Here is a 15,507-nt window from a genome sequence, read left to right on the forward strand (position 1 = left end):
TCTGTACTCGACGGGAGGAACGGAAGGTCAGACCGCATCGACGATCCGCCCCAGATGATGGGGTCGGAACCTGTTGCGGCCGAGGTTATTCGGTGTAGGACAGGGTGGTCATCATCCCGGCCTCACCGTGATAGAGGTTGTGGCAGTGCACCAGCCACTGACCGGGGTTGTCCGCGTCGAGGTCCACCTCGACGGTCTGGTTCGGCAGCACCAACGTGGTGTCCTTACGGGCACCGGCGCCGTGGTCGCCGACGACCTGGAAGGTGTGCCCGTGCAGGTGCATGGGGTGAAACATCATGGTCTGGTTGACAAACCGCAACCGCACCCGCTGCCCCTCGGCGATCTCGAGCGGGGTGTGCTGGTCGTAGGTGGCGCCATTGATCGTCCACCGGTACCCGGACATGTCCATGCCCAGCATCAGATCGTGCACCCGGTCGGGGGTACGGCGTTCGAGCCGGACGTCCTCACGCGAGCGCAGCGCCAGGCCGGTGATCGGCGGTGCGTCGAGTTCGGCAGGCCGGACGGCCGCGTCCGGTGTCCGCCCGGCCCCGGTGCGGATCACGGCGAAACCCTGACCCTGCTTGCCCTCGGCCGAGGCGACGATGGGGAAGACCCCGTCGCCGAGCGTGACGATCGCATCGAAGCGTTCGCCCATGCCGATCAGCAGCGACGACCCGGTGACCGGCTGCACCGGATATCCGTCGCTGTGGGTGACGGTCAGTTGATGGCCCCCGACCGCGAGGCGGAACGGGGTGTCTGCCCCGGCGTTGATGATCCGCAACCGCACGCGTTGCCCGGGGCGGGCCCGCACCGAGAACGGGTCGGCGCCGAGGGTGCCGTTGATCAGGTAGTAGGGGTAGTCCACGTCCCCGGTGTCGGTGCCCAGCGGGTTGGCGGGATCGGTCGCGGCGCCCATGCCGGTCATGCCGGACATGCCGCCGTGGTCCATTCCCATGCCGCTCATCGGCATCCCGTCCCGGCGCAGGGTGCCGAGTTGCTGGTCGGGGGTGCGTCCGGCCACCCCGTCGAGCCAGTCGTCGAGGACCAGGACGGCCTCGAGGTCGTAGTCGGCGCCCTCGGCGGGATCTTCGACGATGACCGGGGCGTAGAGGCCCCGGTCCAATTGCATTCCGACATGCGGGTGGAACCAGTGGGTACCGGCGTCGGGGGCGAGGAATTCGTAGGTGAACGGAGCGCTGGGGGCGATGGCGGACTGGGTCAGCCCGGGTACCCCGTCCATGTCATTGCGCAGCGCGAGGCCGTGCCAGTGGATGGTGGACTCGGCGGGCAGGTCGTTGGTCAGCTCGGCGCGCAGCAGATCCCCACGGCGCAGCCGGATTTCCCGGCCGGGTATCCGGTCGTCGTAGGCCCAGGTGTCGACCTGGACACCGCCCAGATCGATCCGGGTAGGGCCGGCTTTCAGCGAGGCCGTGACCGTGTTCCCGGTCCCGATGTTGGTTCGGCGGACCTGCTCCGCCGCCTTCACGGCCGTCGAGTCCGGGCTGACGTACGTGGTCGCCGGTGGGGTGCCGCCGCTGCTGCATGCGGTCACAGTCGCGGCCGCGCCCAGGCCTGCCAGCACCAGAAAATTCCGACGCGACAGGTGGGCGGGGGAGGGGAACTGTTCGATCATGCACAACTCCTGTTCGAGCGCCGACGAGGCATGGGACTCAGCCGAGAGCCCACCCCAATCTACGTAGTTACACAGTAGATGGGTGGGGGTGGGGTCTGACCAGCGCGTTGATGCAGGGATCCGAAGCCCGCGGCGGAATCTCACGGCTAGTGTCGGCCTAGCCGACAAGTGCGGCACATGCCGCGCGGTGACGAGGACGCCACGCCGTCCAGATCATCGCACCGGCGTAGGCGCGGACCGAAGTCGAGGCGAGCCCGACCGCGAACCATAACGCCACCACGGCCGAGCGTGTCGGCGACCGCGGCATGTGCGCGGTGGCGGCAGCCAGCAGCATGTACATCACGATGATCTGGAGATAGCGTTGGAGCCCCGAGTAACGGCCGCTTCGGCGATGCGTGCGGGGCGCTGGACGGAGATCTCTGCCGGCGTCCGGGGTGAGCGGGACGCTCCGAAAGGGTGCGACGACATAATGCCACCACCGCGATCGACGCGACGCGGCCGTTGGCGAATCTTGGGGCCTGCACTCCTGGCAGTGGTACTCGTGGTGAGCGCGAGCGGTTCGTACGTGCTGTGGCGGCATCTTCACCAAGGGCAATTCAACCAAGGCCAGCGCATGAGCATCTCCGGCACGGCGAGCAGTCCACTCGAGCCCTGGCCGACGCCCGCTCCCGGCAGCGAAGCAAGACCGGAAGGACCGCCGTTCGTGACCTCCGTGAGTCCCAGTCGTCGCTACTTCCTCGATCAGTACGGCAACCCGATCCTGCTGCAAGGCGACTCCCCCTGGACTCTGATGACCAGACTGTCGCCGCAGCAGGCCCAGCTGTGGTTCGCGGACCGCCGGAGGCAGGGCTTCAACGCGGCCATCGTCTCGTTGATTGGGGCGACAGGCAACGGCGCGCCCAGCGATGACGGCGCAACGTTCGATGGGTTGGTCCCCTTCGTGAACGGCGACATCCTCCAGTGGCAGGAGCCGTACTGGGAGCGGGTGACCGCGTACCTGCGGATAGCCGCCGACCACGGCATCACGGTCATGCTCTACCCGATCGACGGTTGGACCATCGGACATTCCTTCGTCCCCAAGTCGATCGCGCAATGCCACAGCTATGGCGTCAAGGTGGCACAGCGCTTTCGTGACCTGCCCAACATCGTCTGGATGTCTGGGGGCGACTACGTCTCGTCCAGCGAGGACCCGGCACGCGGCAGCGACGTCGACCACTGCATCGACGCGATGATGCGCGGCGTCCGCGAGGCGGGGGACGGCCGACCGTTCACAATGCAGCTCAATCCCCAGTCGATCTCCACCCAGAACCCCTACTGGGCACGGCGTGTCGACTGGAACTTCGTGTACACCTACCCCCCGACCTATGAAGCAATGCTGGACGCCTACCGACGGCAGCCGGCGATCCCGGCAGTCCTCGGCGAGGCCAACTACGAAGGCGAGAACAACCATCCGCAGACACCACCGACCACGGACGAGACCCTTCGCCGGCAGGTGCTCTGGGCGCTCACCTCCGGCGCGGCCGGCGAGTTCGTCGGCAGTGACGACTGGGAGTTCCACGACGGGTGGGAGCAGCGGTTGTCGACCCGCGCGCTCACCCAGATCACGCAGTTGCGAACCCTGTTCTCGACGCTTGCGTGGTGGCAGCTGGTGCCGGACACCGCGAACGAGCTGGTCACCGCGGGACGCGGCACGGAACTGCAGACCGACGAGGCGAAGGACGTCCTGGAGAACGACTACGTGACAGCCGCAAGGACTCCGGACGGCCACCTGGCAGTCATCTACCTGCCTACCCAACGCACGATCTCGGTGACCACCTCGGCGATGGCCCCCGGGGCTCGCGCAACGTGGATAGATCCGACGTCCGGCGGGAGGCGCCCCGTCCCCATGTCGGCAACCTTCACCACGCCAGGTGCGAATGCCGATGGTCGCAACGATTGGCTCCTCGTCCTGACCTCGTGAGCCGATCCTCGGCCGGTACGACCCGGGCCGAGGATCGGCTACAGCGACAGGACTGTCACCGGTTGTCGTGTGGTCGATCTGGTGGCACGGCTCACGGCGCATCTCCCCGCTCCACTACGGAGATGACGAAGCTGCGGGAGATCGACCCAACCGTCCCGGAGACCACGCGGCACCAGCCGAGCTTCGTCCCCACCGACCCGTCCGGCTCGGCGATGGCCGCACGCTCTCGCTATCAGCTGGCGGCCGGTACCTCGTCGTCCTCGGGCACCGCGGTTTCGGCCGAGGGTGGGGAGAGCCGGTCGGACCGGTCGAGTAGATACAGGGCGGTCACGCACACCGCCCCGACGACGGTCAGGGCAACCCAGATCAGCGCCCCCAGGTTCGCGTCGCGCAGGATCCCGAAGACGGCGCCGGTGCCCAGGTTGCCGAGCAGAATGCCGACCCCGACGACCGTGTTGTAGAAGCCGTAGTGGGTGGCGACCAGCCTGCCACCGGACAGGGCGACAACGGTGTCCATCTCGAACGGAAACACCGCCGCCGTGCCGACGGCCAACAGGGCGGCGGTCAGCACCAGGGCACCGGCGGCGGCCCACCCGCCGAGGGCGGCCGGGCTGGGCAGCAGGATCAGCGGAAGGAAGGCCAGCGCCATGACCGCCATCCCGACGACCAGGCTGCGTCCCGAACCCCACCGGTGAGAGAACCACGAGGTGATCCGTAGCTGCCCGGCGATCGCCACCACCCCCGACACCACGAACAGCGAGGTCACCAGCGCGGTGTCGGACCGGTCGTCACCGACCACCACCGCCGCCTGCAGGGGCAGCGCCAGATAGATCTGGAACGAGAGCACGTAGGACCCGATCATCGCCAGTGCGAACAGCACGAAGGGCCGGTTGGCCACCACCACCCGCCAGTCCTCGAGCACCGAGGTCGTGGCCGCGGCCGTCTCGGCCCGATGCGCGGGCAGCGCCCAGATCTGCACGATCGTCAGCACGGCGAAGACCGCGGCCGCCGCCAGCGAGGTGACCCGGAAATCGAGGGTGGTCAGGGCGAGCCCGACCAGGGGGCCCAGCAGAATGCCGGCCTGATAGAAGACGTTGAAGGTGGCGAACGCCTCGACCCGCCTGGGCCCGGCGTCGGCGGCCAGATAGGCCCGCACGGCCGGGTTGAACAGCGCCCCGGCGAACCCGGTGGCCACCGAGGCCAGCAGGATCGCCGGCAACGATTCCACGGCCGCGAGCAGGACGAAACCGGCGACCCGCAGCAGACAGCCGGCGACGATGAGCGGTTTGTACCCGAGCCGGTCGGCGAGGGTGCCGCCGAGCAGGAACATCCCCTGCTGGGAGAAGTTCCGCATGCCCAGCACCAGCCCGACCGCCCACGCCGCCAGTCCCAGTGGACCGGCCAGGTACCCGGCCAGATACGGCATCAGCATGTAGAAGCCGACGTTGATGGAGAACTGGTTGACCATCAGCACCTGGCTGGGCCGGTCGAAGCTGCGGAACTGAGTCAGAAGGTTCTTCATGAAGCGCTCTCGGTGGGGTCGACCACGGTGGCGCACCGGGTCCAGGACTGGACGACGTGGTCGGTCGGGTGGTCGATGGTCGCCGGTTCGGTGGGCGGGTTGGCGTCGAGCAGGCCGTGCTCGGAGCAGTAGTCGTCGTTGTAGATGGTGTCGAAGTAGCGCTGCGGGCCGTCGGGGAAGATGGCCGCGACCCGGGTCTCCGGCGGGCTGGTGCGGGCGATCCAGCCCGCCGTCAGGGCGACGGCACCGACACTCCAGCCGCCGCTGGCGTGGTGCGTGGCCGCCAGGGTCCGGCAGGACCAGACCGCTTCGTGGGGGGCCACCCAGTGCACCTCGTCGAAGGCGGGGTAGTCGATGTTGTCGGGGTAGATGCTCGAGCCCAGCCCGCGCATGAGCCGGGTACTGGCGGGTTGCCCGAAGATGGTCGATCCGACGGTGTCGACGCCGACCAGTTTCAGGTCGGGGCAGAACTGGCGCAGCACGCGGGCGACGCCGGCGGAGTGTCCGCCGGTGCCCACCGAGCAGACCAGGGTGTCGACCCGGCCGAGCTGGGCGATCAGTTCGAGGGCGAGTGACTCGTACGCGTCGACGTTGTCCGGGTTGGTGTATTGATCCGGGCACCACGACCCCGGATGGGCGCCCAGGAGTTCGCGGACCTTCTCCCGCCGGGCCTGTTGCCAGCCGCCGGTGGGATGCGGTGTGGTGACCAACTCGACGTGGGCGCCGTAGGCGGCGAGCATGTTGTGCACGATCGGCTCCAGGCCGGGGTCGGTGACCAGGGTGACGGGATGGTGATGGGTGATTCCGGCCAGGGCCAGACCCAACCCGAGGGTTCCGCTGGTGGATTCGATGATCATCGCCCCGGGTGCGAGGTCGCCGCGCGCCTTGGCCTTCTCGACCATGTGCAGGGCGGGGCGGTCCTTCATCCCGCCGGGGTTGCTGCCTTCGAGCTTCGCCCAGAAGCCCCGGCCTGTGTCGGCGAACGGTTCCCCGATCCACAGGACGGGAGTGTTGCCGACCATGGTGCTCGGTTGCGGGCAACGGCCGGCGGTGGTCAGCAGGTGGCCGGCGGACGGCGGAACGAGGGTGGAGGGAACAGCACTGTTCATGATGAGTAATCCCTGTATCTGACTGCGACGACGGCAGTAAGTGAGTGATGGGCAGCACGAGCTGGGCCACGAGGACCAAAGTCCTCAGATGGCCTGCGGGCTGCTGATCAGCACCTGTTGATACAGAGTTCGTTCAGAACGGTCCGGCCGTGCCGGATGGGAATGGGTAGATCCGGCGGCGCCCGCGGGGTCAGCGGCACCGACATCAGCACCAGCACCACGGCCAGGGCGATCGCGACGACCGCGGCGACGGTCAGCGGGCGCAGCGGATTGTCGGAGCGGGGCATGGCGACGACGCTGTGCGCCTCGTGCGACAGGTGGGTCGATCCGTCATCGATGTGCGCGTGCCCGGGAGCGGATTCCTCGGCGGGCAACGAGGTCGTGGACGAGGAGACGTGCACGTCCTCACCCTGATGATCGTGCGCCAGAAAGATCCCGCACTGGGCGATCGTGTGGGCGAGCAGATAGAGGGCAGCGGCGACCGCAATAACCGTCCGCATACGCGGGGGGCGTATCGCAAGGGCCGTCACAATTTCCCGACTGTAGCAGCGCGTACCTGGGCGGCGGTCCAGGTGATCGGCGGCCACCAGTGCCTCCCTAGGGTGATATCCACTGGTCAGGAAGCCATCGGCAGGCACCACATGGTTCCGGTCACCTCGAGGACAGCCAACGCGAGCGGGGCGGCGGTCACCATCGCGACCACGGCTGCCGACAGCAGGCACACCCGCACCTTCTCGGCCCGCCGCGGGGGTGACGCCAGTCGTCCGGCCCGGTCCAGCAGGGCGATATTGCCGGCGCCGAGGGCCCCGTCGGGAACCTGGGCCGGAGCGCACAACGCGAGCAGCCCCGAGAGCAGGGCCCGCGAGCCGTGCGCACGGGCGGCACGGTCGTCCGCGCACATCTCCAGCAGGCGGCCGACCTCCACCGCACCGGCGGTGAACAGGGTCATCCCGGGCAACGAGGCGGCGAGCACGCGCAGGACGGCCAGGATCTGAGCGTGGTGCCCGGCCAGATGGGCGCGTTCGTGGGCGAGGACTGCCTGGACCTGCCGGTCATCGAGTGCGGCGAGGGCGGCGGTGGTGATCACCACGGCGTGCGGTCGCCCGGAGGCGCAGTAGGCGACGCGCTCGGGGTTGTCGATGACCACGGCGTCGACACCGCGCACCTGGTGGCCGATGAGGCGGACCCGGCGGGCGTGATCGTGGGTGCGGATACGCAGCCGCATCAGCCCGATAGCGAGTCGGCCGGTGATCCACACGGTGATCGACACCACTGCCGTGGCCGCCGCGACACCGGCCACCTCGAATGCGGTGTCGGCATCGCCGATGCTCTCCTGCAGGCGGGCAAGGCAGGCCCCGAACATCGACTCACCGGGACGAGCCCGATACCGGGAAAGGTCGACCACCACCAGCAGTGCGGCCATCGCCCACGAGAGCACCACGGCGGCGATGGCCGCCGACCAGGCGATCACACCCAGACGCGGCGCGAGGCCACCATGGGTGAGGCGCCGCAACACCGGTGGGCCGAGGACGGCAACGAGCCCGCTGAACAGCAGGAAGCAGGCCGCTGCGCTCATCATTGGGCGGCGTCCTCGTCGGTGGCCATGCGTTGCAACGCCACCCGGAGGCCGGCGGCCTCCTCCTCGCTCATCTGCTCGAAGAAGTGGGTCAAGACCACATCGGACCTGCCGCCGGAGTGGAAGGCCTCACGCATCAACCGGGCACTGTGCTCTTCCCTGGTCAGGGTGGGCCAGTACCGGAAGGCCTTGCCGCTGCGCTCGCGCTCGAGCCATCCCTTGCGGTGCAGGTTGTCCATCGTCGACATCACGGTGGTGTAGGCGATCTCGCGGCCCCGGGCCATGTCGTCGAACACCTCACGAACCGTGGTCGATCCCTCTCGATCCCACAGCCGTTCCATCACTACCGCTTCGAGTTCTCCGAACCCGCGCACCCGCATCGCGCCCTCCCACCGTCTTCGTCGTCCCAGCGTACGACGTCCCGACCCGCTTCCCGCGCCTCGGTCCTGCGCACCCACCTGCGGCGACGTCACAAAACACCCACTATCTACTATCTACGTACGTAGTACGTAGATTGAGGTCGGAAACTGATGTGAATCTCGACGAGGAGGCGGGGAAACGATGCTGGACATGATGAGCAATCTGCAGGCGTGGTGGGACTGTCAGATGATGATGATGAGCGGCCAGATGTGTCAGATGTGTGACATGTGCTCGATGATGATGCCCTCGTAATCGATTGAGAGTCTTCCGGATTCAGAGAACCACGGTATGAGTCGCCCCCTGCCGGTCGGAGTCCGCTGGCTTGTGCCGGTTCTGGCGGTGATCGTTGTGTTGATCGTCGCGCTCTGGCCAGGACAAAACGATGACGACCCCTCCACCGGACCGCCCACCGCAATCGCGACGGGCCGCGGAAGCGACCAGGCCGAACTGGGCCGACTCGCCGCCGCAGCAGCGCTACAGCCGTGTCCGACCGCAAAGGCAGAGACCGTCGACGCCGGAGCGCTGGGAGGAATCACCGCCCGCTGCCTCGGATCGACCACCGAGGTCGATTTCGGTGCCGCCCTGAGCGGTGAGCCGACCCTGATCAACGTGTGGGCCTCCTGGTGTGGGCCCTGCCGGGAGGAGATCCCCGCCCTCGAGGCCTACGCACACACCCCGGACGCGATCCGGGTGGTCGGCATCGATGTCGAAGACAGCTCCACCGCCGCGCTCGCGCTGCTCACCGAATTGGGGGCGCACTATCCCTCCTTCGGTGACACCGATGCCGCCGCCTTCCGCGGCGCCCTCGCCGCACCGCCGGTGCTGCCGCTGAGCTTCCTGCTCCGCCCGGATGGCTCGATTGCGCGCATCATCACGCCCGCGACCTTCGACGACCCCGCCCAGATCCACCGAGCCGTCAGCGACTTGATGCCATGACCACACCGAAGCCGCCGCGGCGCACGGTTCGCCGGAGAGCAGCCCTCGCCACCGTCTGCGCGGCTCTGCTCACCACGGCCGGCTGTAGCACCGGCGCGGACGCCGTCGCCCAGGGCGGCACGTTCGACTTCGTCGCCCCGGGAGGGCAGACGGACATCTTCTACGACCCACCCCAGACCCGGGGCACCATCGGCGCCCTGTCCGGACCGGACCTGATGACCGACCAACCGGTGTCACTGTCCGACTCCACCGGCAAGGTCGTGGTGATCAACCTGTGGGGCCAATGGTGCGCCCCCTGCCGCAGCGAGGCCGACGACCTCGAACGCGCCTACACCGCCACCGCGGGCCTCGGGGTGGCGTTCCTCGGCATCAACGTCCGCGACCCCCAACGCGACAAGGCGCAGGACTTCGTCGTCGACAACGCCGTCACCTACCCCTCGATCTACGACCCACCCATGCGCACCCTGCTGGCCCTGGGCGGCAGCTATCCCACCAGCGTCATCCCCTCCACCCTCGTCCTCGACCGCAACCACCGGGTCGCCGCGGTGTACCTGCGCGCCCTGCTCACCGAGGACCTCCAACCGGTCATCGAACGCGTGGCGGCCGAGACGGGAGCGCCGAGATGACCGTCCTCGCCCAGGAACTCGGATCGAGCTTCCAGACCGCCGCCGCCACCGGACCGATGCTGCTGGCCCTCGGCGCCGCGGCCCTGGCCGGGCTGATCTCGTTCGCCTCCCCGTGCTGCATCCCCCTCGTCCCCGGCTACCTGTCGTATCTGGCCGGGATCACCGGCGCGGAAACCGAGTCCACCCCCGGCGGTGGGGCCGGGGTGCGCACGGCCACCCGCTGGCGGGTCACCGGCGCCGCGATCCTGTTCGTCGCCGGCTTCACCGTCGTGTTCGTCCTCGCCACCGCATCGGTGTTCGGGGCGATCAGCGTGCTGCAACTGAACCGGGAACTGCTCGGGCGGATCGGCGGTGTGGTCACCATCGTGATGGGGATGGCCTTCCTCGGCGCGATTCCGGCCCTGCAGAAAGACACCCGCCCGCATCCGCGGCGGATCTCCCACCTCGCCGGCGCCCCACTGCTCGGGGCCGTGTTCGGGCTTGGGTGGACCCCCTGCCTGGGTCCCACCCTCGCCGGGGTGCTGTCGGTGGCCGCCGGCACCGAGGGCGCCACCGCCGCCCGCGGGGTCACCCTGATCGTCGCCTACTGCCTGGGCCTGGGCCTGCCCTTCATCCTGCTCGCCTTCGGCTCCACCGCGGCCATCCGCGGTGTCGGCTGGCTGCGGCGGCACTCGCGCACCCTCCGGATCCTGGGGGGCCTGACCCTCGTCGTAGTCGGGCTCGCCCTGCTCACCGGCGCCTGGGATGTGTTCGTCGCCTGGATTCGGGACGAGTTCGTCACTGCCGTCGTCCTCCCCATCTGACCCTGGTGGGAACCGTGGGAAACAAGTGAATAGCGGCACAGAAGTGAAGAAAGTGTATTAGCGTTACGGCGTGTCGTCTTGACTTTGTCGCGCCGGTCCATGTGTTTGCTTCGCCGCCGAAACCCCGGCGTGACTGCTCAGAAGGGACCTGCGATGCGCGGAATCACCTCAGCGACGCTGACCGCCTGCACGAGAAGACTGCCCACCCTGTGCCTGGGCGCCTCCACGGCGGCGGCGATGGTGGTCCTTACGGCCCCGCCCGCCTCGGCCGCCCATCCCGGCCACGCGGATTCGTCGTCCGCGCTCGCCGCGGCGCTGGCCGACGCGGTCACCATGGTCGCCGACGCGGCACAGCCGGACGTGGTGGTGGTCGATCCCAGTCGTTGGCAGACCGTCGCGAACATCGCGGCCGCCAGCCTGCGGAACGCCGAGGCCAACGGCTCGCTCGCCGACACGTTCGAGGCCCAGCACCTGCTCGCCGGATGCCTGAGCGGTTTCGCCGCCGGGTCCGCCGCCGCCGAGGTGCTCGGCGCCTGCGCCGATGAACTCGGCGCCGTCGACGGCGGCATCGCGCCGAGGTTGCTCGCCGCACTCGAACTCGGCGACGTCTCCGAATCCTCCGGTCCTGGCACCTTCGACCACGCCACCGACCCGGCCGAGGCTGCGGCGGCACCCGACTCGGCGCTCGCCGAGGCCACCGCTCCGAACCCGGACGAGGAGCAGACCACCGGCACCGGTGCCGGAACGGGTGAGGCCGAGGCCGCCGCCGGTCCGCAGAGCGAGCACCCCGACCCCGAGGGCGCCGAGGACACCGAGGCCCCTTCACCCGAGGCGGACACCGGCGGATCCCACACCCACGACGGCACCGACACCGACGGGACCGCCGACGACGCGACCGGTGACGCGACCGGTGACGCGACCGGTGACGCGACCGGTGCTGACGAGACCGGTGCTGACGAGACCGAGGGCGGCGCGGCGGCTCCGCAGCAGCCGCGCACCTGGAATCGCCCCGGCACCAAAGAATTCGTGGCACCCAGCGCGGGAACCGTCACCGCCACCATGGGGGATGGACGCGGCCACGAAGGCATCGACATCGCCAACACCCTCGGCGCACCGATCGTCGCCGTCGCCGACGGTGAAGTCATCGACGCCGGACCCGCCCAAGGTTTCGGACTGTGGGTCCGGATCCGGCATGATGACGGCACCATCACCACCTACGGCCACAACAACGACAACCTGGTCGAGGTGGGGGAGCGGGTCAAGGCCGGACAGCAGATCGCCACCGTCGGCAACCGCGGCAATTCCACCGGCCCGCACCTGCACTTCGAAATCGAAGACCCGGACGGGGAAATCGTGGACCCCGTCAAGTGGCTGGCCAAGCGCGGCGCCTCCATCGTCGGACTCGACTGAGCTGACCGCTGTTCTTCCTTCTCCGCAACCGGACGGACAATCGGCAGAGCGCGTGCAGCTGCATAGCAGCGGTGGAAAGGGACGGTGGTCACCGATGATCGACGTCGAGGGCAGCATCGTCATCGAACGCCCCATCGGCGAGGTCTTCGCCTTCATTGCCGACCAGACCAACGCACCCCGCTGGCAGAACGGACTCGAGCAGGTCCGGCGGATCACCGACGGACCACCCGGGGTGGGCACCAAACATGTTGTCGTCCGCAAGTTTCTGGGTCGGAAGCTGGACCTGATCAACGAATACGCCCGCTACGAGCCGAACGCGGAGATCACGTTCACCGGTGCGTCCGGACCGAGCCGCTTCGAGGTGTCGTACCGGACCGAGGAGACCGCCGAGGGAACCCGGCTGAGCTGCCACATGCGGATGGAGCAGAAGGGACTGTTCGCCCTCGCTGACCGGGTGGTCGCCGCGAGCCTGCGCAGAGACTTCGCCGCCAACCTCCGAAACCTCAAGGCATTACTCGAAACCCTCGCAGAGTAACCGCCCCCGGTCTCGAGCAGGGCGCGACTTTATGTCGACGTACTGGCCGCCGCCCGGTTCCGCAGCGCCTTCCGGTGCCCGTATGCGGTCATCCCGCGCGGCTTGTACACCGCCAGCACCAGCGCGGCGAGCGCCACGATCAGGGCGGCGGTGGCATGCACGAGGTGGGTCGGGTCCCGCAGCAGATCCCGGTCGGCCTGCGACCAGCTCGGCTGCGCCGCGACGGTCGCGGCGTACTCGATCGAGCGGGTGTAGAGCACCAGGACCACGGTGGCGGCCATGTTCAGCAGCAGCTTGAACAGCACCCAGTAATGGCGCAGCAAGCCCCACGCTGTGCCGAGCGAGCAGATCAACCCGGTGACCAGCGAGGCCAGCGCCAACGGCAGCAGCACCGCGTCGGCGAGCATCGCCATCACCTGATAGCCCCCGCGCACCTGGTCCGGATCGGAGCTGATCAGCGTGGCCGCGGCCACCACCAGGTACGTGACGATGGCACCGAGCCAGCCCGCCGAGGCCCCGATGTGCACGGTCCGCGCGAGCTTGCGCACCGTCGGCGACATCGTCACAGTGCGATCGGCCCGGTCAGCGCCTCCGGCAGGGTGCGGCCGGCGTCGAAGCCGGTCGCCGGGTGCACCACGGTGGCGGGGGCTGACATGTGCCGGCCCGGACCGTGGTTGCCGCTACCGAACAGCATCACGGCGACGACCAGCACGAGCAGCAGGCCGACGACGATGCCGACCACCTTCACCCAGCGCGGCGTCCGGTGCTCGGGGCTGCCGCCGGCTCCGCGGTGCGGGGGCGGCGGGGTGGGAGTGGGATCGGTCATCGGCGGCAGCTCCCTCATACACAAGACAACTTTTGTGATACACACTGTCACATACCAAGGCATGTTGTCGATAGCGCGGCGTTGCGTATACTTCGAGGGTGCCCAAGCTGTGGAACGAGACCATCGCCTCGCATCGCCAGGCGGTGCGAGAGGCGACCATGGACGCCGCCGCGGCAGTGGTGGCCGAATCCGGGCTCGCGGCGGTGACCATGTCGAAGATCGCCGAGCGCACCGGGATTGGGCGAGCCACCCTGTACAAGTACTTCCCCGACGTCGACGCCATCCTCACCGCCTGGCACGAGCGCCAGATCGCCGGCCACCTGCACCATCTCGCCGAGGTCCGCGACCGCACCGCCGGCCCCGGCGCCCGCCTGGCGGCGGTGCTCGAGGCGTACGCGCAGATCCTCGCGCATCACCACACCGGTGCGATCGCGGCGGGGCTGCACCGCGGCGACCACGTGGCCCGCGCACAGCAACATTTGCACGCGTTCGTCCGCGACCTGCTCACCGACGCGGCGGGGGTGGGCGAGGTCCGCGACGACGCCACCGCCGATGAGCTGACCTGGTACGTGCTGCACGCGGTCACCGCGGCCGAAGGACTCGACTCACCCGCCGCCGTGCACCGGCTCGTCGCGATCATCCTGGCCGGACTGCGGCCGCAGCGCTGACCGCGATCTCCGCACCCCCACCGCCGGTGGGGCGCGCGGGTCTCAGGGCCGGTCGGCGTGCGCGAGAAACAGCGGAATCGCCACGAAACCCCGGTCCGCCTGCCCGCGGCGCGTCTGGTCACCGATCCAGTCCTCGGCTTCCTCGGACGTGATCGCGCCGGCCGCGGCGGCGGCGTGGGCGATGCCGGTGAGCATCGGCAGCAGCGTGTGGTCGGTGAACACACCGGTGTGAACTTCGATCTGGGCGTCGGTGAAGCCGGTGTCGAGGAGGAGGTTGCGGTAGCGGCGGGCCGCCCGCGGTGCGGCGACGGTGTCGGCGCGCGCGTGGACGATGGTGCGCGTGAGCTCGGGATGGTCGGAGTCGATGAAGAATCCGTCCCAGTCCTGCCCGATCAGGACGATGCGCCCGCCCGGGGCCAGCACCCGGTGCCCCTCGGTGAGCGCCGAGCTGGGATCGGCGATGTCGTGAAAGACCTTCTCCGCCCGGTATCCCCGCACCGAGTGGTCGGCGAGCGGAAGCGAGGCTGCATCCGCTTTCTCGAATCGGCAGTGTGGCCACCGCCTGCGGGCGATGGCCAGCATGTGCTCGTCCAGGTCGATCCCGAGCGCATCCCATCCCTGCTCGGTCATCTCGGCGACGGCGCGGCCGGCGCCGCAGCCCACGTCGAGGACCGTAGCCCCCGGCGGCGCGGCCAAAAGTTCGATCGATCGTGCTCGCAGCGCCGCGGCACCGGGGTAGTTGTCGATGATGTCGAGGAGCGCGACGAGCGCCTCGGTGTCGGTGTCGGTGGAAGTGTTGGTGGTTGACATGACAGCCAGCGTGCGACTTCATGTTGACATGAAGTCAAGCGAGGATGTCGGCCAGTGGAGTATCGGTGAGGTCGCCGAGCGGTTCGGGCTCGCCACGCACGTACTGCGCCATTGGGAATCGGTGGGGTTGCTGCACCCGGCGAGAGAAGGCGGCTCGCGCCGCCGATACGAGAAGTCGGATGTGTACGCGGTGGCGATGATCTTGCGCGCGAAGGAGGCCGGTTTCGGTCTCGACGACATCCGGGAGATGTTCGACACCGACGACCCGGTGAGGCGCACAGCCATTCTCGGGCGACACCGCGACGCTTTGGCCCGGCGGATCGCCCGCGCGCAGGCCTCGCTCGCCCTGATCGACTGTGCGCTCGACTGCGATCACGACGACATCGCGTCCTGTCCGCACTTTCACGCGGCGATCGAAGCCCAGATCGGCGCACTCGCCCCGCTATGACATCCGTGAGCGGACAGGTTCATCGGCCGACCGGTGGCGTGATGATCGTGCAGCGCTGAACCCGCAACGGTGGGTGGGTGAGTCGGGCGCTATTCGGCGGACACAGTCGATTCGATCAACTGCGATTCAGCGTTCCCTGACACCGCCGACGGTCCACGCCAGGATGGAGGCGCCGGATCGATCGGAACCTGCTCACCTGTTCAGATATCCAGATAGAGATATCGG

At 68.8% G+C, this 15,507-nt stretch carries 18 protein-coding genes; 8 read left to right on the forward strand and 10 right to left on the reverse strand.

Annotated features, from left to right (window positions below; translation table 11 throughout):
- Positions 1-85: 85 nt before the first annotated feature.
- Positions 86-1,633: a multicopper oxidase family protein gene (locus tag QM806_RS26345; protein WP_283293325.1), complete on the reverse strand. Its 1,548-nt coding sequence runs from the start codon at positions 1,631-1,633 to the stop codon at positions 86-88.
- A gap of 157 nt (positions 1,634-1,790) precedes the next feature.
- Complete coding sequence (locus QM806_RS26350; protein WP_283293326.1) at positions 1,791-1,973, reverse strand: hypothetical protein; 183 nt, start codon at positions 1,971-1,973, stop codon at positions 1,791-1,793.
- A gap of 273 nt (positions 1,974-2,246) precedes the next feature.
- Here QM806_RS26350 and QM806_RS26355 point away from each other — a divergent pair, with 273 nt between their 5' ends.
- Complete coding sequence (locus tag QM806_RS26355) at positions 2,247-3,593, forward strand: glycoside hydrolase family 140 protein (RefSeq protein WP_283293327.1); 1,347 nt, start codon at positions 2,247-2,249, stop codon at positions 3,591-3,593.
- A gap of 232 nt (positions 3,594-3,825) precedes the next feature.
- On the opposite strand, the gene QM806_RS26360 is transcribed toward QM806_RS26355, so the two are convergent.
- The 5 genes from QM806_RS26360 to QM806_RS26380 all read right to left on the reverse strand — a co-directional run bounded on the left by QM806_RS26360 (position 3,826) and on the right by QM806_RS26380 (position 8,180).
- The gene (locus QM806_RS26360; protein WP_283293328.1) at positions 3,826-5,115 is read right to left on the reverse strand and encodes an MFS transporter; all 1,290 of its coding nucleotides are present in this window, start codon (positions 5,113-5,115) and stop codon (positions 3,826-3,828) included.
- Positions 5,112-6,224 carry a PLP-dependent cysteine synthase family protein gene (locus QM806_RS26365; protein WP_283293329.1) on the reverse strand — a complete coding sequence of 371 codons (1,113 nt, stop codon included), beginning with the start codon at positions 6,222-6,224 and terminating at the stop codon, positions 5,112-5,114. The genes QM806_RS26360 and QM806_RS26365 overlap by 4 nt, the downstream gene beginning before the upstream one ends.
- A 107-nt stretch (positions 6,225-6,331) precedes the next feature.
- Positions 6,332-6,724, reverse strand: a complete 393-nt coding sequence (gene lpqS / locus QM806_RS26370) for a putative copper homeostasis (lipo)protein LpqS (RefSeq protein WP_283293330.1) — start codon at positions 6,722-6,724, stop codon at positions 6,332-6,334.
- Between the two features lie 116 nt (positions 6,725-6,840).
- Positions 6,841-7,803 carry a M56 family metallopeptidase gene (locus tag QM806_RS26375; RefSeq protein WP_283293331.1) on the reverse strand — a complete coding sequence of 321 codons (963 nt, stop codon included), beginning with the start codon at positions 7,801-7,803 and terminating at the stop codon, positions 6,841-6,843.
- Positions 7,800-8,180: a BlaI/MecI/CopY family transcriptional regulator gene (locus tag QM806_RS26380; protein ID WP_054246277.1), complete on the reverse strand. Its 381-nt coding sequence runs from the start codon at positions 8,178-8,180 to the stop codon at positions 7,800-7,802. The genes QM806_RS26375 and QM806_RS26380 overlap by 4 nt, the downstream gene beginning before the upstream one ends.
- Positions 8,181-8,508: 328 nt before the next feature.
- Here QM806_RS26380 and QM806_RS26385 point away from each other — a divergent pair, with 328 nt between their 5' ends.
- The 5 genes from QM806_RS26385 to QM806_RS26405 all read left to right on the forward strand — a co-directional run bounded on the left by QM806_RS26385 (position 8,509) and on the right by QM806_RS26405 (position 12,530).
- Positions 8,509-9,156: a TlpA family protein disulfide reductase gene (locus QM806_RS26385; protein ID WP_283293332.1), complete on the forward strand. Its 648-nt coding sequence runs from the start codon at positions 8,509-8,511 to the stop codon at positions 9,154-9,156.
- A complete protein-coding gene (locus QM806_RS26390) occupies positions 9,153-9,782 on the forward strand; it encodes a TlpA disulfide reductase family protein (protein ID WP_283293333.1) in 630 nt (209 codons plus the stop codon). The genes QM806_RS26385 and QM806_RS26390 overlap by 4 nt, the downstream gene beginning before the upstream one ends.
- Positions 9,779-10,585 (forward strand): cytochrome c biogenesis CcdA family protein, encoded by an 807-nt coding sequence (locus QM806_RS26395; RefSeq protein ID WP_283293334.1) that lies wholly within the window; start codon positions 9,779-9,781, stop codon positions 10,583-10,585. Before QM806_RS26390 ends, QM806_RS26395 begins: the two co-directional genes overlap by 4 nt.
- A 153-nt stretch (positions 10,586-10,738) precedes the next feature.
- Complete coding sequence (locus QM806_RS26400; RefSeq protein ID WP_283293335.1) at positions 10,739-11,995, forward strand: M23 family metallopeptidase; 1,257 nt, start codon at positions 10,739-10,741, stop codon at positions 11,993-11,995.
- Positions 11,996-12,089: 94 nt separating this feature from the next.
- Positions 12,090-12,530, forward strand: a complete 441-nt coding sequence (locus tag QM806_RS26405) for an SRPBCC family protein (RefSeq protein WP_283293336.1) — start codon at positions 12,090-12,092, stop codon at positions 12,528-12,530.
- Between the two features lie 29 nt (positions 12,531-12,559).
- Here the strand turns inward: QM806_RS26405 and QM806_RS26410 are convergent, their stop codons facing one another.
- A complete protein-coding gene (locus tag QM806_RS26410) occupies positions 12,560-13,090 on the reverse strand; it encodes a DUF2269 domain-containing protein (RefSeq protein WP_283293354.1) in 531 nt (176 codons plus the stop codon).
- 2 nt (positions 13,091-13,092) lie between these two features.
- Positions 13,093-13,356, reverse strand: coding sequence for a hypothetical protein (locus QM806_RS26415; protein ID WP_095866246.1), 264 nt, complete (start codon positions 13,354-13,356; stop codon positions 13,093-13,095).
- Positions 13,357-13,454: 98 nt separating this feature from the next.
- Here QM806_RS26415 and QM806_RS26420 point away from each other — a divergent pair, with 98 nt between their 5' ends.
- Positions 13,455-14,024 (forward strand): TetR/AcrR family transcriptional regulator, encoded by a 570-nt coding sequence (locus tag QM806_RS26420; protein ID WP_159929630.1) that lies wholly within the window; start codon positions 13,455-13,457, stop codon positions 14,022-14,024.
- Positions 14,025-14,066: 42 nt separating this feature from the next.
- On the opposite strand, the gene QM806_RS26425 is transcribed toward QM806_RS26420, so the two are convergent.
- The gene (locus QM806_RS26425) at positions 14,067-14,834 is read right to left on the reverse strand and encodes a methyltransferase domain-containing protein (protein WP_283293337.1); all 768 of its coding nucleotides are present in this window, start codon (positions 14,832-14,834) and stop codon (positions 14,067-14,069) included.
- 28 nt (positions 14,835-14,862) lie between these two features.
- Between QM806_RS26425 and QM806_RS26430 the strand changes: the two genes are divergently transcribed.
- Positions 14,863-15,282 (forward strand): helix-turn-helix domain-containing protein, encoded by a 420-nt coding sequence (locus tag QM806_RS26430; protein WP_283293338.1) that lies wholly within the window; start codon positions 14,863-14,865, stop codon positions 15,280-15,282.
- Positions 15,283-15,507 lie beyond the last annotated feature (225 nt).

The sequence above is a fragment of the Rhodococcus sp. IEGM 1351 genome (assembly GCF_030056875.1).
Taxonomy (GTDB): domain Bacteria; phylum Actinomycetota; class Actinomycetes; order Mycobacteriales; family Mycobacteriaceae; genus Rhodococcus_F; species Rhodococcus_F opacus.